This window comes from Thioclava indica (genome assembly GCF_000714545.1).
Taxonomy (GTDB): domain Bacteria; phylum Pseudomonadota; class Alphaproteobacteria; order Rhodobacterales; family Rhodobacteraceae; genus Thioclava; species Thioclava indica.
In genome coordinates, this window is the sequence record NZ_AUNB01000084.1 from 108,177 (window position 1) to 134,349 (window position 26,173).

The 26,173-nt window shown below is 58.6% G+C and carries 30 protein-coding genes and 1 tRNA gene; 14 read left to right on the forward strand and 17 right to left on the reverse strand.

The genetic code is table 11. The annotated features are described in order from the left end of the window. The 3 genes from DT23_RS17425 to DT23_RS17435 all read right to left on the reverse strand — a co-directional run bounded on the left by DT23_RS17425 (nucleotide 1) and on the right by DT23_RS17435 (nucleotide 3,290). Nucleotides 1-1,272: a bifunctional folylpolyglutamate synthase/dihydrofolate synthase gene (locus DT23_RS17425; RefSeq protein WP_038133385.1), complete on the reverse strand. Its 1,272-nt coding sequence runs from the start codon at nucleotides 1,270-1,272 to the stop codon at nucleotides 1-3. Between the two features lie 100 nt (nucleotides 1,273-1,372). Next, complete coding sequence (gene accD, locus DT23_RS17430) at nucleotides 1,373-2,332, reverse strand: acetyl-CoA carboxylase, carboxyltransferase subunit beta (protein ID WP_038133387.1); 960 nt, start codon at nucleotides 2,330-2,332, stop codon at nucleotides 1,373-1,375. A gap of 67 nt (nucleotides 2,333-2,399) precedes the next feature. Next, a complete protein-coding gene (locus DT23_RS17435; protein WP_038133388.1) occupies nucleotides 2,400-3,290 on the reverse strand; it encodes a CPBP family intramembrane glutamic endopeptidase in 891 nt (296 codons plus the stop codon). 181 nt (nucleotides 3,291-3,471) lie between these two features. On the opposite strand from DT23_RS17435, the gene DT23_RS17440 reads away from it, so the two are divergent. Further along, nucleotides 3,472-4,233 (forward strand): TSUP family transporter, encoded by a 762-nt coding sequence (locus DT23_RS17440; RefSeq protein WP_038133390.1) that lies wholly within the window; start codon nucleotides 3,472-3,474, stop codon nucleotides 4,231-4,233. Here DT23_RS17440 and DT23_RS17445 read toward each other — a convergent pair. Next, complete coding sequence (locus tag DT23_RS17445) at nucleotides 4,230-5,555, reverse strand: FliI/YscN family ATPase (RefSeq protein ID WP_038133393.1); 1,326 nt, start codon at nucleotides 5,553-5,555, stop codon at nucleotides 4,230-4,232. The two genes, DT23_RS17440 and DT23_RS17445, sit on opposite strands and share 4 nt — an antisense overlap. Nucleotides 5,556-5,636: 81 nt before the next feature. On the opposite strand from DT23_RS17445, the gene DT23_RS17450 reads away from it, so the two are divergent. The 9 genes from DT23_RS17450 to DT23_RS17490 are packed head-to-tail and all read left to right on the forward strand — an operon-like array spanning nucleotide 5,637 to nucleotide 10,178. Further along, nucleotides 5,637-6,023, forward strand: coding sequence for a FlgB family protein (locus DT23_RS17450; RefSeq protein WP_038133394.1), 387 nt, complete (start codon nucleotides 5,637-5,639; stop codon nucleotides 6,021-6,023). Nucleotides 6,024-6,025: 2 nt separating this feature from the next. Further along, the gene (gene flgC, locus DT23_RS17455; RefSeq protein WP_038133395.1) at nucleotides 6,026-6,418 is read left to right on the forward strand and encodes a flagellar basal body rod protein FlgC; all 393 of its coding nucleotides are present in this window, start codon (nucleotides 6,026-6,028) and stop codon (nucleotides 6,416-6,418) included. Between the two features lie 16 nt (nucleotides 6,419-6,434). Continuing rightward, a complete protein-coding gene (gene fliE, locus DT23_RS17460; protein WP_038133397.1) occupies nucleotides 6,435-6,728 on the forward strand; it encodes a flagellar hook-basal body complex protein FliE in 294 nt (97 codons plus the stop codon). After that, nucleotides 6,728-6,994 (forward strand): flagellar biosynthetic protein FliQ, encoded by a 267-nt coding sequence (locus tag DT23_RS17465; RefSeq protein ID WP_038133399.1) that lies wholly within the window; start codon nucleotides 6,728-6,730, stop codon nucleotides 6,992-6,994. The genes fliE and DT23_RS17465 overlap by 1 nt, the downstream gene beginning before the upstream one ends. A gap of 4 nt (nucleotides 6,995-6,998) precedes the next feature. Next, nucleotides 6,999-7,715 carry a flagellar hook-basal body complex protein gene (locus DT23_RS17470; RefSeq protein ID WP_038133400.1) on the forward strand — a complete coding sequence of 239 codons (717 nt, stop codon included), beginning with the start codon at nucleotides 6,999-7,001 and terminating at the stop codon, nucleotides 7,713-7,715. A gap of 12 nt (nucleotides 7,716-7,727) precedes the next feature. Further along, complete coding sequence (gene flgG, locus DT23_RS17475; protein ID WP_038133402.1) at nucleotides 7,728-8,513, forward strand: flagellar basal-body rod protein FlgG; 786 nt, start codon at nucleotides 7,728-7,730, stop codon at nucleotides 8,511-8,513. Then, the gene (flgA, locus tag DT23_RS17480; RefSeq protein ID WP_038133404.1) at nucleotides 8,513-8,935 is read left to right on the forward strand and encodes a flagellar basal body P-ring formation chaperone FlgA; all 423 of its coding nucleotides are present in this window, start codon (nucleotides 8,513-8,515) and stop codon (nucleotides 8,933-8,935) included. The genes flgG and flgA overlap by 1 nt, the downstream gene beginning before the upstream one ends. A gap of 10 nt (nucleotides 8,936-8,945) precedes the next feature. Next, nucleotides 8,946-9,671, forward strand: a complete 726-nt coding sequence (gene flgH / locus DT23_RS17485) for a flagellar basal body L-ring protein FlgH (RefSeq protein ID WP_038133407.1) — start codon at nucleotides 8,946-8,948, stop codon at nucleotides 9,669-9,671. A gap of 9 nt (nucleotides 9,672-9,680) precedes the next feature. Then, nucleotides 9,681-10,178, forward strand: coding sequence for a flagellar basal body-associated FliL family protein (locus DT23_RS17490; protein WP_038133409.1), 498 nt, complete (start codon nucleotides 9,681-9,683; stop codon nucleotides 10,176-10,178). A 43-nt stretch (nucleotides 10,179-10,221) separates the two neighbouring features. Here DT23_RS17490 and DT23_RS17495 read toward each other — a convergent pair whose 3' ends face one another. The 10 genes from DT23_RS17495 to DT23_RS17540 form a co-directional block, all read right to left on the reverse strand. Then, a complete protein-coding gene (locus tag DT23_RS17495; RefSeq protein ID WP_038133411.1) occupies nucleotides 10,222-10,560 on the reverse strand; it encodes a hypothetical protein in 339 nt (112 codons plus the stop codon). Continuing rightward, entirely contained in the window at nucleotides 10,557-11,642 is a 1,086-nt protein-coding gene (locus DT23_RS17500; protein WP_038133413.1) for an EscU/YscU/HrcU family type III secretion system export apparatus switch protein, read from the reverse strand. Before DT23_RS17500 ends, DT23_RS17495 begins: the two co-directional genes overlap by 4 nt. Then, on the reverse strand, nucleotides 11,639-12,415 hold the full coding sequence (locus tag DT23_RS17505; protein WP_051697402.1) for a flagellar biosynthetic protein FliR: 777 nt from the start codon (nucleotides 12,413-12,415) through the stop codon (nucleotides 11,639-11,641). The genes DT23_RS17500 and DT23_RS17505 overlap by 4 nt, the downstream gene beginning before the upstream one ends. Then, on the reverse strand, nucleotides 12,412-14,499 hold the full coding sequence (gene flhA / locus DT23_RS17510; protein ID WP_038133415.1) for a flagellar biosynthesis protein FlhA: 2,088 nt from the start codon (nucleotides 14,497-14,499) through the stop codon (nucleotides 12,412-12,414). Before flhA ends, DT23_RS17505 begins: the two co-directional genes overlap by 4 nt. Then, on the reverse strand, nucleotides 14,499-15,293 hold the full coding sequence (locus DT23_RS18770) for a transglycosylase SLT domain-containing protein (protein WP_051697403.1): 795 nt from the start codon (nucleotides 15,291-15,293) through the stop codon (nucleotides 14,499-14,501). Before DT23_RS18770 ends, flhA begins: the two co-directional genes overlap by 1 nt. Before the next feature lie 105 nt (nucleotides 15,294-15,398). Then, on the reverse strand, nucleotides 15,399-17,738 hold the full coding sequence (locus DT23_RS17520; RefSeq protein ID WP_038133417.1) for a hypothetical protein: 2,340 nt from the start codon (nucleotides 17,736-17,738) through the stop codon (nucleotides 15,399-15,401). Further along, nucleotides 17,738-18,607 (reverse strand): flagellar motor stator protein MotA, encoded by an 870-nt coding sequence (motA, locus tag DT23_RS17525; RefSeq protein WP_038133418.1) that lies wholly within the window; start codon nucleotides 18,605-18,607, stop codon nucleotides 17,738-17,740. The genes DT23_RS17520 and motA overlap by 1 nt, the downstream gene beginning before the upstream one ends. Nucleotides 18,608-18,671: 64 nt before the next feature. Further along, nucleotides 18,672-19,295 carry a MotE family protein gene (locus DT23_RS17530; protein WP_038133421.1) on the reverse strand — a complete coding sequence of 208 codons (624 nt, stop codon included), beginning with the start codon at nucleotides 19,293-19,295 and terminating at the stop codon, nucleotides 18,672-18,674. After that, nucleotides 19,292-19,645 carry a hypothetical protein gene (locus DT23_RS17535; protein WP_038133422.1) on the reverse strand — a complete coding sequence of 118 codons (354 nt, stop codon included), beginning with the start codon at nucleotides 19,643-19,645 and terminating at the stop codon, nucleotides 19,292-19,294. The genes DT23_RS17530 and DT23_RS17535 overlap by 4 nt, the downstream gene beginning before the upstream one ends. 11 nt (nucleotides 19,646-19,656) lie before the next feature. Further along, on the reverse strand, nucleotides 19,657-20,160 hold the full coding sequence (locus DT23_RS17540) for a flagellar basal body-associated FliL family protein (protein ID WP_038133425.1): 504 nt from the start codon (nucleotides 20,158-20,160) through the stop codon (nucleotides 19,657-19,659). A gap of 65 nt (nucleotides 20,161-20,225) precedes the next feature. On the opposite strand from DT23_RS17540, the gene fliF reads away from it, so the two are divergent. From fliF to fliP, 4 genes are read left to right on the forward strand one after another with little or no spacing between them, the layout of a single operon-like run. After that, on the forward strand, nucleotides 20,226-21,929 hold the full coding sequence (gene fliF / locus DT23_RS17545; RefSeq protein WP_051697404.1) for a flagellar basal-body MS-ring/collar protein FliF: 1,704 nt from the start codon (nucleotides 20,226-20,228) through the stop codon (nucleotides 21,927-21,929). After that, nucleotides 21,929-22,525: a FliH/SctL family protein gene (locus DT23_RS17550; protein WP_038133429.1), complete on the forward strand. Its 597-nt coding sequence runs from the start codon at nucleotides 21,929-21,931 to the stop codon at nucleotides 22,523-22,525. Before fliF ends, DT23_RS17550 begins: the two co-directional genes overlap by 1 nt. Then, a complete protein-coding gene (locus tag DT23_RS17555) occupies nucleotides 22,518-22,799 on the forward strand; it encodes a FliM/FliN family flagellar motor switch protein (protein ID WP_038133431.1) in 282 nt (93 codons plus the stop codon). Before DT23_RS17550 ends, DT23_RS17555 begins: the two co-directional genes overlap by 8 nt. A gap of 4 nt (nucleotides 22,800-22,803) precedes the next feature. After that, the gene (fliP, locus tag DT23_RS17560; protein ID WP_038133433.1) at nucleotides 22,804-23,553 is read left to right on the forward strand and encodes a flagellar type III secretion system pore protein FliP; all 750 of its coding nucleotides are present in this window, start codon (nucleotides 22,804-22,806) and stop codon (nucleotides 23,551-23,553) included. Between the two features lie 184 nt (nucleotides 23,554-23,737). Here the strand turns inward: fliP and DT23_RS17565 are convergent. The 3 genes from DT23_RS17565 to leuB all read right to left on the reverse strand — a co-directional run bounded on the left by DT23_RS17565 (nucleotide 23,738) and on the right by leuB (nucleotide 26,070). Beyond that, nucleotides 23,738-23,814: transfer RNA gene (locus tag DT23_RS17565), tRNA-Pro, on the reverse strand. Between the two features lie 53 nt (nucleotides 23,815-23,867). Then, the gene (locus DT23_RS17570; protein ID WP_038133434.1) at nucleotides 23,868-24,851 is read right to left on the reverse strand and encodes a DMT family transporter; all 984 of its coding nucleotides are present in this window, start codon (nucleotides 24,849-24,851) and stop codon (nucleotides 23,868-23,870) included. A 115-nt stretch (nucleotides 24,852-24,966) separates the two neighbouring features. Further along, entirely contained in the window at nucleotides 24,967-26,070 is a 1,104-nt protein-coding gene (leuB, locus tag DT23_RS17575; RefSeq protein WP_038133469.1) for a 3-isopropylmalate dehydrogenase, read from the reverse strand. Between the last annotated feature and the right edge of the window lie 103 nt (nucleotides 26,071-26,173).

Below are 26,173 nucleotides of genomic sequence, written 5' to 3' on the forward strand. Positions count from 1 at the left end.
TTAGCCGTTTTCGCGCAGCACTTGCCCAGCGAGATAGAGCGAGCCGCAAATCAGCACCCGCGCGTTTGCATCCTGCGCGGTGATCGCGGCCAGCGCAGCGCCAACATCGGGCGCGGTTGAGGCCGCAATACCGACCTTGCTTGCAGCGGCAGCGGTGTCCTCGGCGCTCAGCGTGTTCGCCTCGCCGGGGATCGATACCGCGACAAGCTGCGCGGCATGCGCAGCCAGCGGGCGCAGATAGCCGGTCACGTCCTTGGTGTTGAGCATCCCGCAGATCAGATGGGTCGGTCGGCGCGGCAAGCGGGCAAGCGTGGCGGCGATCATCTCGCCCGCCGCCGGGTTGTGCCCGCCATCAAGCCATAGCTCGGCATTGGGCGCTGCATCGGCAAGCGGGCCTAGGCGTAACCGCTGCATGCGCGCGGGCCACTCAGCGCGCGTAACCGCCGCCTCGCAGGCCGTCGCGTCCGCCCCAAGATGGCGCAACGCCGCCAAAGCAGCCCCGGCATTCTGGATCTGATGCGGCCCCGGTAGGTTGGGCAAGGGCAGGTCGAGCAACCCCGTTTCATCCTGAAAAATCAGCCGCCCGCGCTCTTCCCACACCTGCCATTGCTGAGCATAAGCCAAGATCGGCGCGCCCAGACGCGCGGCGCGGGCCTCGATCACCTCAAGCGCTGCGTCTTGTTGCGGACCAATGATGAGCGGCACGCCGCGCTTGATAATCCCGGCCTTTTCACCAGCGATTTCGGGCAGGGTTTCGCCCAGAAATTGCTGATGGTCGATGGAAACCGGGGTGATGATGGTCAGCGCAGGCTGATCGATCACGTTGGTCGCATCCAGCCGCCCACCAAGCCCGACCTCGAGCAGGGTGAAATCGGCCGGGCTGCGTGCGAAGGCGAGAAAGGCGGCGGCTGTCGTGACCTCAAAAAAGGTGATCGGCGCGCCGTCATTTGCGGCCTCGACCTCATCGAGAAGCGTGGCCAAGTCAGGTTCGGAAATCAAGTTGCCCGCCAGCCGGATGCGTTCATGAAACCGCGCCAGATGGGGCGAGGTATAGGCATGCACACGTTTGCCCGCAGCCTCAAGCCCCGCGCGAATCATCGCCTGCGTCGAGCCTTTGCCGTTGGTGCCCGCGATATGGATCAACGGCGGGATCTGGCGTTCGGGATGATCGAGCGCGGCCAGCAATCGCTCCATCCGGTCCAGCGAGAGGTCGATCACCTTGGGATGCAAGCCCATCAGCCTCGCAAGGATCGTATCGGAAGCGTCGGACATAGCCGGACCTGTCATATTCGTGGATCACATCGAAAGGGGGCGCTGCCCCCGTCGCGCCAGGCGCGACTCCCCCGGGATATTTTGATCAAGAGGAAGGGGCTTAGGCGGGTTTGTTCGCCGCTTCAGCGGGCACGTCCTCGGCTGCGGAGGTGTCCGCGGGGGGGGCTTCGGCGGTCGTGTCGGGCGCGGGTAAGTCGCCTGCAACGGCTGGGGGCATCCCCATGAGCATGCGCAGGATCGTGATTAGCTCGTCGCGCATTTTCATGCGGTGTGTCACGCGGTCCAGCATGCCGTGATCGAGCAGATATTCCGCGCGCTGGAACCCCTCGGGGAGCTTTTCGCGGATCGTCTGTTCGATCACACGCGGGCCAGCAAAGCAGATCAGCGCGTTGGGTTCGGCGATATGCACATCGCCCAGCATCGCATATGAGGCCGTGACCCCGCCGGTCGTGGGATGGGTCAGCACCACGATATAGGGCAGCCCCGCCTCTTTGAGCATCTGCACAGCGACGGTCGTGCGCGGCATCTGCATTAGCGAGAGAATCCCCTCTTGCATGCGCGCACCACCCGCCGCCGAGAACAGCACCAACGGGCGCTTAAGCAGCACCGCACGTTCGGCAGCCGCGACGATTGCGTTACCGACATACATGCCCATTGAGCCGCCCATGAAGGTGAAATCTTGTGCCGCCGCGACGATGGGCGTGCGCCCGATTTCGCCCTCGGCCACCAGCATCGCCTCTTTTTCGCCAGTGGATTTCTGCGCCGCCTTCATCCGGTCGGGATATTTCTTTTGATCTTTGAAATGCAGCGGATCGTGGATCGGCTCGGGGACTTTTACCTCGGCAAAAACGCCGCCATCGAACAACGCGTTGAAACGCTTGCGCGGGGTGATCGCCAGATGGTGGCCGCAATTGGTGCAGACATTGAGGTTGTCCGCCAATTCCCGGTGAAACAGCATCGTTCCGCATTCGGGGCATTTCGTCCACAGATTCTCGGGCGTATCGCGACGCGAGAACAGTGAGTCGATCCGCGGGCGGACGTAATTGGTGATCCAGTTCATCGGCAGGCCCCTGCGCTATGCTGATTTTGCATTGGCCTCAAATAAGCCCAGCGTGCGGGAATTGCAATCAGACCCGCAAGATCAGGCGGATCATCAGCCAGCCGATAAAGATCGTCAGCGCGTCGATTGCCAGCCAAGGCGCAAGCGTTGCAAAGTCGCGCGCATTGATCACAATAGTGTAAAGCGCCAGCCCGTCGAGATTGCCGTAAAAGCCGACAAAGAACATGCTGGTGAAATTATTCACCAGATGCAGCGCCAATGCCGCCCCGATATTGCCAGTGCGCGCGGTCAGATCAGCGGCGAGGCAGCCAAAGACAAAGGCCCAGATCGCCAGCCAGAGCGCGTTTGGTCCGAAGCTGCTTGGATCGTAATGCAGCACGCCAAACAACGCCGAAGGCAGCACCATCCAAGCCAGCGGGGAGCGCGAGCGCGCGCCCAATTGTTGCAGCAGATAGCCGCGAAACAGCACTTCCTCGGCACCGATCTGCACCGCAAGCAGGGGGATCGCGAGCACCATCCATGGTAAAGATGTTGCCAACCGGGTCGAGCGTCCGACATCATCGTCCACCAGCGCCAGCGCCGCACACAGCAGCGATATGACCAAGACCCAAGGCAGCACCGCGCGGAAATCGCGTAGCACGTTGGGGCCAAACAGCACCCCCGCCGGGCGACCGTGCAACCAGCGCGTCACGAAGACCACGCCAAGCAGCAATGGCGCAAAACTTGCGAGCAAAATCACGACTCCTCGCGGGGTCGAACCCGATGCAATTTCGTTGAGAAGCCCTACAAGGCGCAGTGGCGGCACCGATTGCGCCAGTATCGTGAGCAGCATCCAGCCCGCGCCGATATAGATTGCGATGATCATGCCCAGGCCGAGCACCGTGCGCCATAACTCGGATTTCTGGCGTGCGGGCGCAGTCATAAGCGCCAGCGCCCGATACCCCGTCACGGCACTCATTGCTGCAAAACTCGGTTGAACGCGGTGATGAGCCACATAAGTTGGATCGCTGACATGAGTGTCCCTGGGTTTGCCTTGGTGTCCCCAGATAGCGTCAGCGCGCCGCGCCGTGCAACCGCACAGGCTTTACATTCGCGCAAGCGCGGCGGAAGAAGACTCGGAAGTGACTAAGGGACGCGCGATGTTCGACCTCTCCTACGAATTGGTTGTGATGCTGATCGGAGCGGCCTTTGTCGCAGGGTTCGTTGATTCGATTGCCGGCGGTGGCGGGCTGATCACGGTGCCTGCGTTGCTGCTGGCGGGGGTGTCGCCGCTGCAGGCTTTGTCGACCAACAAAATCCAAGGCACATTCGGCGCGGCAACGGCGGCGCTGTCATATGCCGCCTCGGGGCGAGTCGATCTGAAACGCCAGCTTCCCGCAGCCGCGCTGGCCTTTGTGGCGGGGCTGTGTGGCGCGCTGCTTGTGTCGGTCATTCCGACCGATCACTTGCAAACCGCGCTGCCCTTTGTGCTGATCGCGATCGCGGTGTTTTTTGCACTGCGACCGGGACTGGATGATACCGATAAACTTGAGCGCATCCCGCCCGCCGCTTTCACCGCGTTTTTCGTGCCCGTCATCGGGTTTTATGACGGGTTGATCGGGCCGGGTACGGGGGCGTTCTTTATGATCGGTTTCGTGATGCTGGCGGGTTACGGCGTGTTACGCGCGACCGCGCACACCAAATTGCTGAATTTCGCCTCTAATATCGGTGGGCTTGTCGGGTTTATCGCGATGGGCACACCGCTTTGGGGTTTGGGGCTGGCGATGGGTGTGGCGCAGATCGCAGGCGCGCGGCTCGGGTCAAAGCTCGCGATGCGCATCGGCGCGCGGCTGATCAAACCGCTGCTGGTTGTTACCTCGTCTTTATTGGCGCTGAAACTGATCTGGGATCGTCTGATTTAGCGCCCTGCCTGTGACAATACCTCGCTAAGTTGAGCAAAACTGCCCGCGACACCTTCGGACGCGGGCAAGGCGATGAACCCGTCAAGCTGCGGCCAGATCCGAATCGCGGCATCCACCATCGGATCAGAACCCGCTGCATATAGCCCGGCTTGAATCATCATTTCCGCCCGATCATACGCACCCAGCAAGGCGCGCGCATGCGATATCAACCCGTTTTCCCCGGGAGTGGCCGCGTCTGGCAGCGAGCGCGAAACCGAACGCAGAAGGTTGATCGCCGGAAACCGCCCGCGTTCGGCAATCTCGCGTTCCAGCACGACATGGCCATCCAGCACGCCGCGCAGAATATCCGCCACCGGCTCATCCATATCCGAGCCCGCGACCAGCACCGAAAACACCGCCGTGATATCACCCGACCCATCCACGCCCGGCCCGGCGCGTTCGCCCAGCGCCATGATTTGATACGAGGTCGAGGGCGGATAGCCACGCAAAGACGCAGGCTCGCCTCCTGCCAGCGCGACCTCGCGATGGGCCTCGGCGAAACGGGTCACCGAATCAGCGAGATAGAGCACATGTTTTCCCTGATCGCGGAAATATTCGGCCACCGACATCGCAGCCCACGCGCAGCGCCGCCGCACGAGAGGCGATTGGTCCGAGGTGGCGGCAACGATCACCGCGCGCGCCATCCCCTCGGGGCCCAAGGTTTTCTCCACGAATTCACGTAACTCGCGCCCGCGCTCGCCGATCAAGGCGATCACCACGACATCGGCTTGCACGCCGCGCGCGAAGTTCGCCAAAAGCGAGGATTTCCCCACGCCGGACCCCGCAAACAACCCGATCCGTTGACCGCGCACCAGCGGCAAAAGCGTGTTAAACGCCGCCATGCCGGTTTCCAACCGCGCGCCCAGCCGTTTGCGTTGCGCAGCGGGGGGAGGCGAAGCACGCAGTTCACACTCCTGCGCGCCGTGAACCAAGGGTCGCCCATCCAGCGCCCCACCGAACGGATCAATGATTCGCCCGATCCAGCTATCATGAGGCGCGATGCCACCCTGACCCAGCAGCTCCACCTCATCGCTGATTGCCACGCCATCGGCGGCACCATCTGGCAGCACCGTCACCCCGCCGCGCGTGAGCGACAGCACCTCTGCGCCGATCTCGCGCCCCGACTGGCAGCGAATCAGCGCACGATCCCCCAATGCGGCGCGGCGCGTCAGTCCGCTGACCTCAATTGTGCCTTGGCGCACCTGCGTGACGCGCCCGACAGAGTGTACCGATCCGATGCCGCGCATCTCTGCGCGTAATAAGTCAAATCCTGCGTATGCCATTCTGGACTCCTCATGTTCTCGAAACGTTTTCTAAACCATTCACCCTTAAGGCTTGGTTGATAGCTCGGAGGAGAAGCCCCGATGTTCGAGAAACTTGAGATCCTACAAATGGCCAGTGCGATGGCCACCCATGCGTCCGCTCGGCAAAATGCCGTGGCGCAAAATATCGCAAATGCGGACACGCCCGGTTACGCCGCGCGTGATCTGCCATCCTTTGAGTCGCTTTACCAAAGCGAAAGCGCTGATGGCATGCGTGCCACGCGCGCAGGCCATATTGGCGCCGATCACACGGTGAGCACTTCGTATGAGGTGAAGGCCGATCCAGATGCGACCTCACCTGATGGCAATTCGGTTTCGCTGGAAGACGAGATGGTCAAATCGGTCGAGGTCAAACGCCAGCATGACTTGGCACTTGCTATCTATCGCTCGTCTCTGACGGTGCTTCGCACCTCTCTCGGGAGGAGCTGAAGATGAGTGATTTTTCCACTGCACTCTCTCTCTCGGCATCGGGCATGAAGGCGCAAGCCATGCGCCTGCGCTATGTCTCCGAGAATATCGCGAACACCGACACCCCCGGCTACCACCGCAAAACCGCCGCGTTTCAGGAGGTGGTCGAGGGCGGAGAGCAAACCGGTGGCGTCAAGCTTGGCCCGGTGCAGCTAGATCGGCGCGAACTGACCCAAATTTACAATCCCGGCCACCCGATGGCGGATGAGAATGGCTACTACGACGGCTCAAATGTCGATCTGGTGGTCGAAATCGCTGACGCGCGCGAAGCGCAGCGCAGCTACGAGGCGAATCTTAAAATGTTCGATCAGTCACGGCAAATGTCGTCATCGCTGCTTGATCTACTTCGCCGCTAGATAAGGAGACTCTAGAATGGATGTTACAACTTCTCTTGCATCGCAAAGCTATGCCCACGCTCGCGCCGCTGCGGCCCCAAATCCGCAAGCGGCCGGGCCGGCAAGCTCGGCGTTCGAAGATGCCGCCAGTTCTTTTGCCGATACGCTGAAAACGGGTGAAGATGCGGCGAAATCCGCGATGACAGGCGGTGCCGATCCGCATGCGCTGGTGCAAGCTTTGGCGCAAACGGAACTCGCGGTCGAAACCGCCGTGACCGTGCGCAACAAAGTTGTCGAGGCGTATCAGGAAATCTTGCGGATGCCGGTCTGATGCAGGAAGCCATTTTCTTTGACACGATGCGGCAGGGGCTGTGGATCGCGGTGATGATCGCCGCCCCGATGCTGGCGGTCGCACTGATCGCGGGTGTGACGATTGGTTTGTTCCAGGCCCTCACCTCGGTGCAGGAAATGACGCTGACCTTCGTGCCCAAAGTCGGGGCGATGCTGATCGTGTTCTGGGCCACGATGTCTTTCATGTCCGACAGTCTGGTCGACTTCTTCACCCAGACTCTCGTGCCTTTGATCGCGGGGAGCTAACGCGATGGATAATGCAATCTACGCCACACTTTCGCGGCAGTCCGGGTTGATGCAGGAAATGCGCACGGTGGCGAACAATATCGCCAACGTGTCAACCACCGGATTTCGCCGCGAAGGCGTGATCTTTTCGGAATACATCTCGGGACTTGAGGACAATGGACCCTCGCTATCGATGGCCTATGCCAACGGGCGCAATATCGATCTGCAACAAGGCGGGCTGACCCAAACCGGCGGACGGTTCGACTTCGCGATTGAGGGCGAGGGGTTCTTTATGATCGAGACGCCACAGGGCAATCAACTGACCCGCGCGGGCAGTTTCATTCCCTCCCCCGAGGGTGAGTTGCTTAGCCCCGATGGCTATCGCCTGCTTGATCCCGGCGGCACGCCTGTGGCGGTGCCCGGCGGGGTGCAAGATATCGCGCTCGCCTCGGACGGCACGCTTTCGGCCGCTGGCGAACCGATTGCCCAGGTGGGGGTGTTCCTACCCAGCGATCCCAACGAATTAACCCATGTTGGAGGCACCCGTTTCGCCGCCGAAGCCGGGGCAGAACCGATGGAAGGGGCCACGCTTTTGCAGGGCTATCTTGAGGATTCCAACGTGAATCCAGTCTCGGAAATCAGCCGCATGATCGAGGTGCAGCGCGCCTATGAGCTTGGCCAGAAATTCCTCGATCGTGAGGACGAACGTATTCGCAGCGTCATCTCGACGCTCGCCAGATAACAGGAGAGAGCCATGCGTGCCCTTCAAATCGCCGCCTCCGGAATGAGTGCGCAGCAAATGCGCGTCGAGGTCATTTCGAACAACCTCGCGAACATGTCCACGACCGGCTACAACCCGCGCCGTGCCGAGTTTGCCGATCTGCACTACCAGCAAATGACACGCCCCGGTACGATTAACGCCACTGATGGCACACAAATTCCCGCAGGTGTGCAGCTTGGTCTTGGGGTGCGTCCGACTGCCGTGACCGTCAACCTCTCGCAAGGCTCGCTTTCCGCGACGGGGGGCGATCTGGACGTGGCGATTGACGGGGCGGGTTATCTTGAGGTGACGCTACCCTCTGGCATCTCGGCCTACACGCGCGATGGTGGGCTCAAGCGATCTGGCGATGGCGAAATTGTCACGTCAGACGGCTACCCCGTGGTGCCCGCCATGACGATTCCCGATGATGCCCGCGCCATTGCGATCAACGCCGATGGCGAGGTTTACGCCTATTTTAACGATCAAGTGGATGCCCAGCTTTTAGGTCAGTTTACCTTGGCCAATTTCACCAATGACAAGGGGCTTGAGGCGGTGGGGTCGAACCTGTTTCTTGAAACCGGCGCCTCCGGCCCGCCGAATGTGAACACCCCTGGCCAGGATAGTCTAGGCACGTTGCGCCAAGGTTATCTTGAGGAAAGTTCAGTCGATCCCGTGCGCGAGATTACCGAATTGATTAAGGCACAGCGCGGCTATGAGTTGAACGCCAAAGTCATCTCGGCTGCCGATCAAATGCTTGGCGCAACCACGCAGGTGCGCTGATGAAACGGGCGATAATCTTGGCAGCGTTGGTCTTGGCACCGCTGCCTGCACTGGCCGATCACCTCGTGGCGACGCGCACGATCCGGGCGAAGACCGTGTTGACGCCCGACGATCTTGCGCTGCAAGCGGGCGATCTGCCGACAGGGATCACCTCGGCCGAAGATGTCATCGGGCTGGAAACGCGCGCAACGCTTTATGCCGGTCGCCCGATCAACATGGGCGATCTGGGTGCGCCTGCAATCATAGAGCGCAACCAGTTTCTACCGTTGGTTTATCGCAACGCCGGTCTCGAAATTCGCGTCGAAGGACGTGCGCTGGAGCGTGCCGGCGTCGGGGACACGATCCGGGTGATGAATGCCAACTCTCGAACGACAGTCAACGCGCGCCTCGCCGCAGATGGCGCGGCCTATGTCATGCAATGAAGGACCAGTTATGAAATCTCCCACCCTGATCTTTCTGATGATCGCGCTGAGCGCTTGCGGCCGCCTTGAAGACGTCGGCAAGGCCCCCAATTTCACCCCCGTTGAAAGTGGCAACGAGTTCTTCGCGATGTCGAGCGTGCCGATGCCCGAAACCGTTGCCTCACGCGACCCCACGCGACAGGCTTCCCTGTGGTCAGGGTCCCGCAACTCGCTTCTTGGCGACCGGCGCGCGGTGCAGCGTGGTGATATTCTGACGGTGGTGATTGAAATTAACGATAAAGCCGAGATTTCGAATTCGACCGGGCGTTCGCGTTCTGGCTCGGAAAGTATGGGCATCCCATCGCTATTTGGCATTCCGCAGCGGATTGACCAGCGGCTGCCCGACGGGGCGTCAATGGCCGATGCGGTTTCGACAAATTCCAGTTCGTCCTACCAGGGCGATGGATCTGTCTCGCGCAACGAAAAGCTAACCCTGCGTATCGCCGCCACGATCATCGAGACCCTGCCGAACGGCGTTCTGCGCATCCAAGGCAGCCAAGAGGTGCGCGTGAACAACGAGGTGCGCGAGTTGATCGTAAACGGTTTTGTGCGTCCCGAGGATGTCAGCCGTCAAAATGAAATCACCTATGACAAGATCGCTGGCGCGCGCATTTCTTATGGCGGACGCGGTCAGATCACCGATGTGCAGCAGCCTCGGATTGGACAGCAGGTCGCTGATATTCTTTTGCCCTTCTGAGAGGTCGAAATGTTTGGTAAAATTTTCCCTATTCTTCTCGCGGTGATCGGGCTCGCCGCAGGTGGAGGCGCTGGTTATTTCCTGCGCCCACCCCCGCCCGACCCAGAGGCAACGGCAGACTGTGCGCCAAATCCGAAGGATCATGGCGATAGCGAAGTCGAAAGCACCGAGGAACTCACTGAAACCTCCGAATTTGTTAAGCTTAACAACCAGTTTATCGTGCCGGTTGTCGAAGACGGGCTTGTGAGTTCGCTGGTGATCATGTCGCTCAGCCTCGAGGTCAAAACGGGCGCCACCGAAAAGGTGTATCGCGCTGAACCCAAGCTACGCGACGCCTTTTTGCAGGTCCTATTCGACCACGCCAATACGGGAGGGTTTGCAGGTGCATTCACCGGATCGGCCAATATGGACCGGCTGCGAAACTCGCTGACGGAAACCGCGCGCACGGTTTTGGGTAGCGATGTGATCGGAGTTCTTGTGTCGGACATCGTTCGCCAAGACACTTGAAAATATTGGGAATTTTACGCTAAGGGGTCGCAAATCGCGGCCCCTATTTTTTGACCGACAGCTTTTGCAAAACCGAATGACGCCCCACCGCGCGCGCCGCGACTGCGCGCGCTTGTTCTATTTCGGGGGCAAGAGCTGCGATCTGCACATGCATCTGGTTGCGCCGCGTCAGGGCGAAAGCGTCAAACCGGCCTGCTGCAATCGCAATCTCCGGGCATTCAGCGCTATAACCATGCGCGGACCGACGCGCGGCCTCAAGATCCGCCACCGCAGTTTCCATCTCACGCTGACGCAGGGTTAAGGCGCTTAGCTTGACGAGCTCCAGCTCGCGTTGCATTTCGGCCAATGCAGTCAAACGGAGCAGTTGCTTGCGACGGTTCATGATGCCCCTCGACCACGCGCGCGCTGGCGCATTTTCTCTGCAAATCGGATCGCTGCCGCTACGGGTTTGTAATATTCCGGGCGGATCTCATCGCCGATCTCGATCGTCGCGTAAAGCGCCCGCGCTGTGGGCGGATCGGAATGGATTGGCACCGCGTTTTCTGCCGCAACCTCGCGAATACGCGCCGCGATCTCATCGACGCCCTTGGCCAGACAGGTTGGTGCGCGACCGCTTGCACGGTCCCATTTCAGCGCGACGGCGTAATGGGTCGGGTTGACGATGATGACATCTGCCTCAGCGGCATTAGCGACTGACTGCCCCATCGCGATCTCATAGCCACGTTGACGCCGCTGCCCTTTGAGATGAGGGTCGCCTTCGGATTGCTTCATCTCATCGGTCAGTTCCTTGCGACTCATCCGGTTGCGACGCATAAATTCCGCGCGTTGCCAAAAATAATCCACGGCACCCATGATTGTGGCAACGGCCGTTACCAACGCCAGAAATTCGACGATCATCTTCAATAGCGCGCTCATTGACTGTCCGGGCGAGACACGTTGGCCTGTCAAAATCGTCTCAAACTGGGCGCGCAGATAGAACCCAAGCACAATCGCGATCACCACAAGCTTAACAGCGCTTTTGGCAAACTCGAACAATCCGCTACGCCCAAATTTTTGCACAGCATTGGCCATCGGATTGATTCGACTCAGCTTGAACTGAAGCTTTTCAGGCGCCACCACAATTGCGCGTTGCGCCCAATATGCGATGAGCGCGGCCACCATCGGGGCCAGCAAAAAGGGCGCAACCGGAGCGAGCACGGAAAATACCGCGCCCATGCCAAGCGATGTCCCGCCTGCGAAAATATCGCGTGACAGTGTATCTGCCTGTTCAAGCATCACCATTGCGCGCGTCCCGAACTGGCGCAGGCTGATCGCGCCCAGCGCCAAAATCGCCAGTAGAAACCCACCATAGACCGCAGCGACCGCAATTTCAGACGACCTCACCAAATCGCCTTTGCGCCGCGCTTCGTTCAGCTTGTGCTCTGTTGGCTCGTATTCCTTTTCGGAGGAGTCGTCTTCACTCATGGGGCCACCGTGAACGGGTTAAGCAGGAACGCGACCACCGCTTCACGCCAGACGATGATCCCCCCCGGAAGCGCGATCGCCAGTAGCATCAAGCCGCCAGCCGTCAGCGCTGGCGCACCGACAAAGGCGACCATCAACTGCGGCATCGCCCGGTTGATTGCGCCGAGCGCCACGTTGTAGATGAGCCCCGTCATCACGAACGGCGCTGCGATCATGAAGGCCAGTGAAAATGCCCGCGTTATTCCCGCCAAGCCCCAATCGTGAAAGGACTGCGCATCAGGGAGCGCCCCGGCTGGGATCACGCGGTACGATCCAAGAATAAACTCGGCAAGGTGAACGTGAAATCCCATCTGCATCAGCAGCGCGACCCCGGCCACCACCATCAGATTGCCGATAGCGGGTTGCGGCTCACCGCCCATGCCACCCAGGAGCTGCGACAGCGAAGTGGCCTGCGCTGCAACCGTTCCCGCGACCTGCAATGCGAAAATAAAGGCACGCAGACCAAGGCCTAAGAATACGCCGGTAACGATCTCAAACAGCATCCAAAGCGGGACACCCGTGCGCGCCCTCAACGGCGCAAGCTCGCTCGCCATCGCGGGCATCAGCAAAACGGTAAACCCAAGCGCGACCACCGTCTTGATGCGCGCAGGCAGCGTCGATTCACCAAAACCCGGTGCAAGCCCCACCAAACCGCCCACCCGCAGCAGAATGACGAAACCCAGGAACAGCGCATCCTGACTTGCTTGCAATAGTTGGGCGAGCGCATCATTCATGTCGCGACCATCCCCACGATTGCAGGGCGCGCATCGAACCCGATCTCTTCAAAGCTAAGAACTGGTGCGGTGATTCCCTTGGCGCTTAGGACGGTGTGCAAGAACCGCCGTCGCCGCCCGGATGTCACCAGCGCTGGGAAGACCCCGGTTTGACCCGCCGCCGCGATGCGCTCCGCTATGTTGCCGGCAAGGCGATTGAATTTCTCTGGCGGTAGCGCAACATCCCCGCCGCCGCGTTCTGCTCCGATCGTGTAGCTGCCAAAGGTCTGCTCCCATTCCGGTGCCAGCTGAATAAGCGGGATCGTCCCATCAGCGCGGCGCAAGTCGGCCACAAGTTGAAAGCCCAGCCTCTGACGCACATGTTCGCAAATCGCCTCGGGTGATTGCAGATTTCGTACCTCTGAAACGGCCTCAGTGATCAATAGAAGATTGCGAATCGAGACCCGCTCTTCAAGCAGCAGACGCAGGACCGATAGCAGCAAATCGATCGGCACTTTGTCTGGGATCATTTCATCCAGAACTCGGCGATTTGCATCCGCACGCGCTGGATCCGAGAGGTTAACCACCTCATCCAGCAAGCGGCGCAGGGCGCGCAGGGTCATCAAACGCGAGAAGTTTGCTTTGATCACCTCAAGAAGATGGGTTGCCAGAACCTCGGTGGGGCTGACAACCGTTGACCCGGCCAGCGCGGCATCCTCTTGCGCGTTCATAGGCACCCAGCGTGCCGGCGCATGAAAAACGGGTTCACGGACCTCAGGGCCTTCGGGCAGAAACTCGCGATTATCGGCGATCAGTGCGAGAACGTGATCGGGGTACAGACGGTCACTCGCCTGCTCCACCCCCTGAATGCGAATGCGATAGCAGCCCGCACCCAGACTCGCGTCGTCAGTTAGCCGAATCTCCGGCAGGATCAGCCCGAAATTCGCCGCGACATGATTGCGCATGTTCGAAATTCGCGCGTCCACCCCGGTGGCCGGATCAAGCGCCATACTGACAAGATCAGGCGCGAATTCGACATGGATATCATCCACATCCAGCACATCCCCGAGGGACTTTTTCTTGGTTTTTTCCTCGGGTGCTGGCATTTTCATTGCTTCGCGCCTTAACCGCGCTTTTTCAGCGCGCGTTAGCATATAGGCCGTCCCGCCCAAAATCGCCGCTCCCAGCATAAAGGGCACAAACGGTAACCCCGGCACGAGCCCAAACAGCCCCATCAACACAGCGACAGTCGCCAAAGCGGGTGGATATTTTCCAAGTTGGCGGAACATTTCAAGGTCAGTCGACCCCTTGGACCCGGTGCGCGATAGCAAGATCGCCGAAGCAATCGAAATGATAACCGCCGGGATTTGGCTAACTAGCCCGTCCCCGACGGTCAAAATTGTGTAGGTTTCCAGTGCACGTTCAATGGGCATACCATGCACTGCGGTGCCAATAATTAGCCCGACCACAAGGTTAAGCATAGTAATCAAGAGTCCCGCGACCGCATCGCCTTTCACGAATTTTGATGCACCATCGAGCGAACCAAAAAACGTCGTTTCCGCTTGCTCGCGTTCTCGCCGCTCGCGCGCCTCAGCATGATCAATGGCTCCGGCATTCATGTCGCTGTCAATTGCCAGCTGCTTGCCCGGCATTGCATCCAACGCAAACCGCGCACCGACCTCGGCCATCCGGCCAGCACCTTTCGTGATCACAATGAAATTCACGATAAGAATCACGCAAAATACCACGAGGCCAATCAAAACCGATCCACTCATGATGAAATTGGCAAAGCCCTCGATAACCTCGCCTGCCGCACCGGTTCCGGTATGGCCCTGTCCGATAATCAGCTTGGTTGATGTGACGTTTAGCGAAAGCCGCAACATCAGCGAGCCTAGCAAAATTGTCGGAAACGCCGAGAAATCTAGCGGCCGCTCGATGAAAAGAGTAACTGTAAAGATTAGGATGGCGAGCGCGAAAGATGTGGCCAGCCCAACGTCGAGAACCCAGGACGGCACCGGTAAGATCATCATGACGATGATCGCCATTAAGACCAGCGCAAGCATAATTGTGGGTTGGAAAATCCGTGAGAGGAGTGGGGCGGTCATCACATACCCTCACGTTTGGAAAGCGCCGTCGCAAATAGCGACGCTCCCGCTGCACGCCCCAACGCCGGGGTAGCGTTCTCTTTTCGGATCAACAAAGGGTAGGTGTTCTCACGCGTTTCTTTGCGACGTGTCTCTTGCTGCGCCAAAACTATGTCCGGAATTTCGGGAATTCCTGAATTTTTATCCAGGTAGAGTTTAGGCACATGCCCCGCCGCGAGGCGCTCAGGGCGGTTGGACGACGCACCATCTTCGTGCAGATACTTCTTACGGATCGAGGAAAACCGCGCTGAATATTTGTCAGCATATTTCTTTGTGCGTGAATGAAACGCGCCCGCAGCCTTTTTCCAATCACCCAGTTCTGTGTAGAGGTCACTTAAAAACCTGGCCGCATAGCGTCCATTTGCGAGCGGATCGAACATTTCCTCTATCGAAGAAAAATTCTCTCCGTGCCACTTATAGTTAATCTGGAAACAACCAACGTCAAAGCTACGCGCCCCGCGTTTGAACTCTTTAAACACATAGGTCAGCGCCTGATCGCGCGAGTCAAACCAATGACCAGCGCCTTCCATGTTCACCGTCCATGGCCAAGGGCGAAACGCTCCGTCGCGTTTACGACCAGTCTCGTTCAGAGAAATGGCTTTCAGCACAGAGACTGGAACACCGCTTTCGCGTGAAACTTGCTCTGCGACCGATTCACAGATTGCGGCGGCCTCTTGAGTACTTGCGCGAAGCAAGTGCGCGTTCCCCATGAACAAAGAAACAGACAGAAACAAAAGGCGGATCGTTCCGAGCATTGGGTTTTCCCTTCGCAAAGCAATTCTTGCTTTCCAAACGGCTAAAGGAAAAGTCTTGAGATTCCGTTTTCGTTCACCCTACGAGTCAGTGAAATTCGTCTAGTCTCAATTCGTCGGAATATCGTCAACCAGACTGGGACTCTGAACAGCTTCTGTGTCGCGTACAGAAAATTTACCCAGCATTTCTTGGAAAATCTTACGCTCTTTTTCGCTCGCTTCTATCAATGCCTCCGCGCGGGTAAGCGGGCCACTGGGATTTGGCACGCTATCCAGCTCAGACGATTTAGGCGCAAAAGTCTCAACAAAGTCTCTCTCCGTATCCGCGGCATTCTCGCGAACAAAATCCCAATTCCCATCGCGCCATGCCTCGCGCAGAGCATCCTCAGAATCACTGGCATTGGAATAAGCGACCTGCGCGGCACCATGTTCGCCGATCAAAGCCAGCGCCTGAGCGCGCAATCGCTCTGCTTCGGGACCCGCGATACCCTTGAGGTGGGTAAGCGCTGCCGCTGCATCATGTGATGCTAAGGCCGCCTTGCCCATGAGCAAGAGGTCTCGATGACCCGGGGGGTTAGCCTGCGCCAAAATCGGTGTGGCTGTGTCTTCAAAACCTAAGTTTATTAAACGCTCCGCCAGTTCAAATCGCAAATCATCTTGTTTTGCTGCAGCCAGCACTGGCTCCCAATGGGCGAAGAAATTGCGCAAAAATATCCCGTCATTGGGGAGCTTGGCGAGTAAATTAACGATTTCGTCACGCGCCCTTGTTCGGAGCTTTGGTTCAGCGTCTCTCGGCCAGCCCGCCATTAGTGCAAAAGCTTCATCAAATTCGCCGACCGATGCATGTCCCAGCGCCGCAGCACGCAACAACTTATAGGCTACGGGTCCGCCCTTAAGCTCAAACGCCAAGGCACGCGCATTTTGGGTAGTGGAAGAATCAATTGCTTGCCCATGGCTCAACTGGTCGTCCACGAGCAGCAGCAGCGCATCCGCCGCATGCGTCCCATCCTTCGCAACGACTTTTGCCAGCGCATGATCAGCGTCGTCGCCACCTTCCTGCAGAGTCAATTGCGCATCAACCATATCAAGCGCGCTGTGGTCTTCCTCGGTGATGCGCGAAAGTGCTGGCCTGATCGCGCGCGCGATATCTGGCGCATCCATGGCGATCAAACGTCCCACCAAATCCGGCCCAATCGTCTGGCGCAATTGCGGCGACAAACCAAGATAGGTGCGTTGTACCGCCGCAAAATTTACGTCCTCTTTTGCTGGAAGCGGGTCGGCCCCGAGCAAGGCCCAAACCGAAACATAGCCATCACACCCCACCATCTGAGCGAACGGAGACCGGCTCGCGGCGGGCAACTCATCAAACAAGTCCGCAAGGTACATCAGCGCATCGCGCGCGTCGCCGGGCTTTCCCATGTCACGTAAAAGCGCTCGAGATTCCGCCCCGAAACCGAATGCCAGATAGGTCCGCGCGAGCTTGATCACCTCATCTTGGTTGGGCTTGTCGAACTCGCCCATCACAGCGCGTCGCCCCGCGCCAATTTGATCACTCGCGTCTCCGTCCCCCATCCAGGCCCCGAGATCGAAGAGCGAATCTGACGCACACCGCAATCCGTTTTCAGTACGTCCCAGCGTTGGATGGCCAGATGGTCGCGCCTGATCAATCGAAGTTTCCGACTTAAAAGCGATATGATCATGGGTTTGATAGCGAGGGTCCGGTGCCTCGTCCTGAACCTCGAGTGTCGGCGCATCAGGCGATGGTTGCTCCTCCACGACAGGTTTAGGCAATTTCGGCATGTCTATTTCAACTAACCCTTGCGAAGCAGCCCGCGAAAGCTCCTCACGCAAGCGCTCTTCTACGGCGGTAACGCGCTTATCTGTCTGTTCAATCTTGGGTACGGATAGCGGAGAGTCGTTCATACGAGGCGTGAGTGGCAACTCGTCTTGAATTTCGGGCACCGATGGCTCCGGATCGGCGACTAACCCCCCCCAGTACAAATCAAGATGAGCCGCGCCAACCGGAACGGGGTGCACGCTGCGATAAGACGGAGGAACGGGTGGTGGCTCAGAACTTGAAGCTGCCTCTACCGAGTCGGGGGCATCGTAGAAATCCAAAACCACGCCCCCCAAGCGCAGCTGAAATGAGCGCATTTCGACACCCTTGGCCGTGTCAAACAGCAACCCGCCAGCCGCGATATCCCTTTGAATGCGCTCAACACGCGTGCGCGGAATTAAGCGAAACACGTCTTGAAGCTGAAATTCGGGATCTTCGACATTGGTTTCGAGTCGATAGCCATCTTCGCTGGGCTCGACCTGCCACTGCGCTCCTTTCGGCAACATCACGACCAGTCGCGAAAAATCAGCGTGCTCGCCCGATCTCACCACAACAGGCAAAGCATGCGCCGGCAAAGCCAGACAACAGAGAAACAGAGCCAGACGCAGCATCACGCCGCCTCCGTCTTCACTGACTTGAGCGCCTCTTCGAGATCGGCAAAACTGGGACGAATGTGATGTGGGGTGTTCTGACGCCCAACTTCAATACAGATATTGGTTGCGTGGTTGTGCAGGTTCGCAACCAACACTTCACGAATAAGCTTATAAAAATGGCTATCTTCGTCGATCACCGCCTTCATGCGTTCGGCAAAAGGCGCGATAAATCCATACGCCATAAAGACGCCCAGAAATGTCCCGACGAGCGCGCCACCAATCATCTTGCCCAAAATCTCAGGCGGCTGATCGATCGAAGCCATCGTCTTGATCACACCCAGCACAGCCGCCACAATACCCAGCGCCGGCATTGCATCAGCAACCGACTGCATCGCATGACTTGAATGCATCGCGTGGTGATAGTTTGCCTCAAGCTGCTTATCGAGCACCTCTTCAACCTGATTGGGGTCGTCATAGTTCATAGAAGCAGAGCGCAGCGTGTCACAGATGATCTCGATGGCTTCGTGATCATGCAGGATCTTGGGATATTTACCAAAAATCGACGAATTTTCAGGGTCTTCGATATGCTCTTCAATCGCGACGGGGTTCTGGCGCGCCAATCGGATTAGCTCAAACAACAGGCAGAGCAGATCGCGATAATCCGAGGGCTTCCATTTCGCGCCTTTGAAAACCTTACCGACATCCTTGAGCGTGTGCTTGATCGCGGCGACATCATTCGCAAGCACAAACGCCCCGACCGCAGCGCCGCCTATAATAATCATCTCGAACGGCGCCGATTTAAGGATAATTCCCATCTTTCCGCCAGCGGCGACATACCCGCCGAAAACCATCGCAAAGATGATAACGATGCCGATGATACCGACCATGAGAAACCCTCCAACAGCTGCATCGCAAGCGTGACAGAATTGTTTTAAGAAATGACTGACTTACTTAATTTTTCGGCGCACCGGCGTTTCGACCCGCCATCATCACGCTGATCGTATAGGCGGTTTTCGGGTCTAGACTTGCCATAACAGCGGCCGCCGTATCCGGGCGCATCCTGCCCAGAAACCCAGCTGCAAACTCTGGCGCCATCTCTTCGAACAACGGCGCTGCCTGTTTGGGTTTCATGTTCTCGTAGAGAGTGACGAGACGGGCCACATCTTCATCCGCAGATTTGTCGGCAATCGAAACAGTTTTCGACAGCGCCTTTTCGGCAGCCACCAGTTCCGCCAATCGCGATTCGATCCGCCCCTCGGCCAAGTTGATCGCTTGTTCACGATCCAATACCAGCCCCTCGCGCTCTGACAATTTACCTTCGCGCACCTGCAGTTGCTCATGGAGTGCCATCAATCCAGGCTCTGTAATGCAATCTCCAGCCATATCAGGACCGCTATCCTCAGCCCCCACCAACTGCTTCGCCACCGCAAATCCGCCGGTCTCAACAAGTCGAATCGTGCCCGAAATGCCAAACAACAGCGCAATGATCCATAGGACGCCCCGTCCAAACCAACGCCGCTTGCGCTTAGCTTGCTTTTCGCCAGTTTTGGTTCGTCCGGATGCAAGCTTTTTCATTCCGCCGCCTCCAGATTGCTGTCACGGTGGCGACGCCGCTTGACGGTGCGCCGGGGTTCATGGCCATCCGGTAGATCGTGGAGCGATGCCAGCAGCAGTTCTAGCTTTTCAGCGCCACCTTCTGCCCGTTCAGTCAGCATACGAAGCTGAGTTTCAGATTGGCTTGCGGTCATCTGCGCTTTTTCAAGCGCGCGCGTCATGTCATCTACCTGCGCCGACAGCACTGCAATCGCGCCGCCCATGCCGTTTTCCAACTGATTAAACCGCTTCAATCGCCGCGCCAGCACTAGACAATACGCCGCAGCAGCCATGGCCGCGAGACCCATCAAAAGATCAGCAATTAGCTGCATAAAGCTCTCCATCAGTTCAATACAAATTCGATGATTAATAGGTCGCGCACGCGCCCATCCCCGGTCACGATCTGCACCCGACGCAACATCTGCGCGCGCAATCGCATCAAGGCTGAAGGGTCTTCGAGCAACGCCGGATCAACCGCGCGCAAATAGCCGTTCAACACGTCCATGATGCGCGGCTTGAGATGCTCGACATCCTTTTCATGGGCCAACGGCACTTCAAGCTGCGCGACGAATCGCAAATGTTTCGCGCCTTTTCCCGACAGTGAAATCACCATCGGATCCAGCGCAACAAACCCGATTTCGGGCAGCGCATCGGGCACGACTTCAGCGTCATGCGTCGCTTCACTATGCCCGCCATCTTCAGCAGGCGGGGCAAGGATCATCCCGGAATAGACCGCATAGAACCCACCGCCGCCTAACAAGAGCATAAGCACGAGGCCGATCAACAGCGGCAGTTTTGATTTTTTCTTCGGGGCCTCATCTGCGGCCTCAGTCGTTGCATCTGCCATTTCATCACCGATTTCTTCGTCTCAAACAGCTTTAACCGAAGACGACTAACCGATTGTTAAGCGCAATGGTGGAATGTGGGGCCACGCGACAGGGCAGAACGCCCGCTCAATGGAGGTGCGTCTTGCAACAGTTATTCGACGTCTGGCAGGCACTAGATCTGCGCAAAAGGGTGATTGTGATCGCAGCTACAGCGGCCATGTTCGCAGCGATTCTTGCGATTTCCACGATGGCTTCGAAACCCCAGATGAGCCTGCTCTACGCAGGCCTCGGCGGTGTCGAATCAGGAGAGGTCGTCAGCGCGCTTGATCAAAGTGGTGTGCATTATGAGGTGCGCGGCGATGCGATTTTTGTGCCCGCTGCACAACGCGATTCTCTTCGGATGACATTGGCGGCACAGGGCCTGCCAGCAGAGGGTGCAGCAGGCTATGAACTGCTTGATTCGCTATCCGGTTTTGGCACCACGTCTCAAATGTTTGACGCCGCCTATTGGCGCGCCAAAGAAGGTGAACTCGCGCGCACGATTGCAGCCTCTCCGGCAATTCGATCTGCGCGCGTTCATATCGCGCATCCCACCGATCAACCGTTTCGCAAAGACCTCAAGCCGACCGCTTCGGTGACCATCACTGCGGCTTCGGGCGGTCTTGGCGCCGCGCAAGTCAAAGCGTTGCGCTACCTCGTGGCCTCCGCAGTCAGCGGGATGTCGCCCGATGATGTGTCGGTAATTGATTCGGCGCGCGGCCTGATCGCCTCGGGCGATGAGGCGAGCGTGATGACATCCGCCAATGATCGCGCCTCCGCGCTTAAGAAGAATGTCGAACGGTTACTCGCCGCGCGTGTCGGTGCAGGAAACGCAGTGGTCGAGCTGTCTGTCGAAACCGTAAACGAGCGCGAGGCGATTACCGAGCATCACTTTGATCCCGAAAGCCGCGTCGCGATTTCCACCGATACGGTTGAGACGTCGAAAAATTCGGATGCGACGCAGCCCGGCGCGGTCACTGTTGCCTCAAATCTTCCGCAAAACGCTGGGGGCGATAGTGGGCAATCCAAAAGCCAAAGTACCGAGACGCGCGAGCGCACCAATTATGAAGTGTCTGAAACGCGGCGCGAATTGTTGCGCACGCCGGGCGCGATCAAACGTCTCAGCGTGGCCGTGCTTGTCGATGGGTTAACCACGGTAAATTCCGATGGAACGACCAGTTGGCAGCCCCGCCCCGAACCAGAGCTGGCCGCGCTCAAGCAGCTGGTTTCCTCGGCGGTCGGGTTCAATGAGGCGCGTGGCGACGTGATCACCTTGCAATCCATGCAATTCGAGGCGGTACCGACACTGGGCACCACGGCCACCTCTGGTGCGCTAAGCGACGTATCTCTCGACCTGACTCAAATCATCCAGATCGCCGTTTTGGCAGTGGTCGCGCTGATTTTGGGTCTGTTTGTCGCGCGCCCGATCCTGACACAAAAGCTGCAAACCGCCGCAGCCGAATTGCCCCCGCCAGAGCGCCCCGTCAGCACTGCCTTGACCGGTGAAATCGCCGAAGACGAGATGCCCGACATGAATATGCAGGTGATCTCTGACTATGACGTGGGGGATATGCCGATGACGATGAACTCTGCTTTCGACATGGGGGGCATCGGAGACATGGGCGAGTCGGACGACTTCGGCCAATCCGCCGACCCCGTGACACGCCTCAAAAAGATGATCACAGAAAGGCAATCCGAAAGCGTCGAAATCCTGCGCAGTTGGATGGAAGAGACTGAGGAGAAAGCGTAATGGCACAACGTTTGAAACTTGAGTCCTTCGAACCTCGCGCGCCGGAAGATGAGGCGATTGAAATCGAACCGGTCGCCTTCGAAGAGGCCAAACTCGCGGCCTTTGAAAAGGGCTATCAGGCGGGTTGGGATGATGCGGTCGCTGCGCAGAATAGTGAAACCGCGCGGCTTCATGGCGATCTGGGCCGCAACCTGCAGGCGCTGTCCTTCACCTTTCACGAGGCGCGTCACCATATGCTGGAGGCGCTGCGCCCCTTGTTGATCGACATGACGGCCAAAGTTCTGCCCGAAGTTGCCCGCGCCAGCCTGCCCGCCCTTGTCGCAGAGCAACTTATGCCGCTGGCCGAAGAACTGGCATCAGCGCCCGTCACGGTGCTCGCCAACCCCTCCGCCCTGCCTCAGATCGAGGAAATCCTGACGCGCGACGACAGCCTTCCGCTGGCGTTTGCCGCAGAAAACAGCCTGAGCGAGGGGCAGGTCTATCTGCGCTTCTCCGAGACGGAGACCCGGATCGATCTTGATGCGGTCATCGCCACGATTTCACAGGCCGTTGCCACCTATTTCAACACGTCCGCTGAGGAGCCTAGCCATGACTGACATCCCCCAAGATGCCCCCACCGGCAACCCGTTCAGCCAAGTTCCGATCGAAATTACCATCTCGGTCGGCAAAGCCCGTCCCTTGGTGCGCGACATGCTGCGCCTACAACGCGATTCGGTGTTACCGCTGGACCGGCGCGTCGACGATCCGGTCGAGCTTTATGTCGGAGACAAGCTGATCGCACGCGGCGAGTTAACCGAGGTGGAGGGCGACCCGAATGGCCAGCTTGCCGTGCGCTTGACCGAGGTCGCTGATCTACAAAACGGGCTGTAACGAGATGCAATCCACCCCTCTTCGCACGCTCTTGCCCGTCGGATTTGCATTATTAACCCTAATGCTTTCTCTCCAACCCGCATGGGCACAAGATATCTCGCTCTCAATGGGCGATGGCGAAAGCCTTGCGGGTCGCTCGATGCTGATTATCGCCGCGATCACATTGCTCAGCCTCGCACCGGGGCTGGCGATTATGGTGACCTGCTTCCCCTTCATCGTGACCGTGATGTCGATTCTACGCCAAGCCCTTGGTCTGCAACAATCTCCGCCCAACATGCTCATCGTCAGCCTGTCGATGTTCTTAACATGGTTCATCATGGAGCCCGTGTTCATGGAAAGCTGGAAGGTGGCGGGTCAGCCGCTGATCGACGGCACCATCGACTGGCAAACCGGCTTGTCGCGCGGAATAGAGCCGTTTCGTGCCTTCATGGCCAATCGCACCGACCCGGAAACGTTCTCGTCACTCTCTGCGCTACGCACCGGAACGCCCTATCAAGGAGAGTTAACCACAGCGCCGCTCTCCACGCTTGTCCCCTCCTTCATGCTGTCGGAAATCACGCGCGCCTTTCAAATCGGCTTTCTGATCTATCTGCCATTTCTGATCATCGACCTCGTGGTCTCGGCGGTGTTGATGTCGATGGGGATGATGATGGTGCCGCCCGCAGTGGTCGCGATGCCCTTCAAGCTGGCCTTTTTCGTCGTGGCCAATGGCTGGGTGCTGGTTTCTGGCGCTCTGGTGCGAAGTTATTTCTGACCGCGTGACGGCATTATTTCACGATCATCACTTGATGTCAGAGAGCGCCTTCATCCATCGGCGGGGATGTTTTTCAAAATGAGATGCTGCGTGTGCCTGTGCAATTTGCGGGCGGCTTGCCGAATAATCTCAAGCGCCATGACGCTCCCCTTGGGGACTGGGCGTTCATAGTGATGCGGGAAATTGGTCGGAGCGAGAGGATTCGAACCTCCGACCCCCTGCTCCCGAAGCAGGTGCGCTACCAGGCTGCGCTACGCTCCGACCGTGGGCGGGGAATTAGCCCCTTGCGCGGGGTTTGGCAAGGGGGTCTTGGGTCAGCTTCTAGAATTGCGTGCGCGAAGACCCATTACGCGCCCCAGCAACGAGGTGCGCGGCGAGGTCACGGTTTCGGTACGCCCTCGGGTGCGCAGCACCGGCTGGTTCTCCGACACGTTCGGCCGCGTCTCTCGGAAGACGATATACATGCCCGAAACAATCACCACGCCCGCGCCAAGCATTGTTGGACCATCTAAGCCCTCGCCAAAGATGAACCAGCCGTAGAAAATCGCCCAGAGAATTTGCGAATATTGCATCGGCGCGACGATTGCCGCCTCGCCAGCGCGATAGGCCAGGATCTGCAGAAAAGACGCACTCAGCCCAAACAGCGCAATCACTGCCATAAAACCAAGATCTGGTAGTTGCAGCGGTACCCAAACGAAGGGCAAGGCCGCTCCCATCACCAGAACATTGCCCAGAATGGGAGAGAGCAAAAGCACGACCGAGCGCTCCTCACCGCCGACCTTGCGCACAATGATCGAAGCCATCGCCCCACACATCGCTGCGGTCAGTGCCGCGACATGTCCGAGTTGCAAATCGGCCTGCCCCGGTCGCACCACAATCAGCACCCCGATCAGGCCAAAAATCACCGCCACCCAACGATGCAGACCGACCTTCTCTCCCAGCAGCGGGATCGACAGCACCGTAATCAGCAGAGGTGACGCGAAGAGCAGCGGGTAGACCTGTGCAAGCGGCAAGGTCGAGAAAGCGTAGAAGGCGAAAAACCCCGCCAGCAAAGCAAAGATCACTCGCGCCGCCACCCAGCCCGGATGGACCGGACGCAGACTGCCGCCACGCTTGTCGTTCAGAAGGATGATCGAGAGCAGGGGAAAGCTGAGAAGCGCTGCGAAAAAGACGATCTGAACGGGGGAATAGGTTTGCCCGAGATGCTTGATGATCACGTCATGCGTCGCAAAGATCGCCATCGACCCAAGCGCCAGTGATGCACCCCTGCCGTTCGATTTCGTGAAATCACCGCTCATCAGCCACCCTTGTGTTACCGCTCACATTTTCTGCGGATCAAGGCGGGTTGCAACCCCCGAGCAGCAAAAAGGCGCAGGCCGTGGCCCGCGCCCTTTCAATCTGTGGAAGGCGCGATCAGAGGCTTGCGTTCAGCGCCGCGATGATCTTGTCGCCCATCTCGCTGGTCGAAACGGGCGTGCCACCATCGGGGCCCATCAGATCTGCGGTGCGAACGCCATCGGCCAGCACCTTTTCAATCGCGCTTTCCAGACGGGTCGCCTCGTCGCCCTGATCAAAGCTGTAGCGCAACGCCATCGCAAAGCTGAGAACACAGGCGATCGGGTTCGCCTTGCCCTGCCCCGCGATGTCGGGCGCAGAGCCATGCACTGGCTCATACATCGCTTTCGGGCGGCCATTGGCCATCGGCGCGCCAAGACTGGCCGAGGGCAGCATACCTAGGCTGCCGGTCAACATCGCGGCGCAATCGGACAAAATATCGCCGAACAGGTTGTCGGTGACGATCACGTCGAACTGCTTGGGCGCGCGCACCAACTGCATCGCGCCATTGTCGGCATACATGTGGCTCAACTCGACCTCGGGGTAGTCCTTACCGACACGGGTCACGACCTCACGCCACAGAATGCCCGATTCCATCACGTTGGCCTTTTCCATCGAGCACAGCTTTTTGTTGCGCTTCATTGCCAGTTCAAACGCGGCACGGGCGGCGCGCTCAATCTCGGATTCGGTGTAGCGCTGGGTGTTGATCCCGACGCGTTCATTGCCCTCTTCGAAGATCCCGCGCGGTTCACCGAAATAAACGCCCGAGGTCAGCTCGCGCACGATCATGATATCCAGCCCTGCCACGATATCCTTTTTCAACGAGCTGAAATCGGCCAGCGCGTCAAAGCATTGCGCGGGGCGCAGGTTGGCAAACAGGTCCATTTCCTTGCGCAGACGCAGCAGGCCGCGCTCGGGCTTTACGCTGAAATCAAGCACGTCGTATTTCGGCCCGCCCACGGCGCCGAGCAGAACCGCGTCCACCTCTTGCGCATGCGCCATCGTTTCATCTGCCAGCGGCACGCCATGCTTGTCATAGGCCGCGCCACCAACAAGATCTTCGCTAACGTCAAAAGCCAGATCGCGCTTGGCACCGTACCAATCGATAACTTTGCGCACCTCGGCCATGACTTCGGGGCCGATCCCGTCGCCGGGCAGAATGAGGATGGAGGGGTTGGACATGGTGATTTCTCCAAAGAAAACGGGGTTGCCAAGGGGGGTAGCGCCTGCCCGCCCCTTGGTCAAGCTTGGCGCGGCCTGAAACACTGCCAAGCCGATCGGCGGT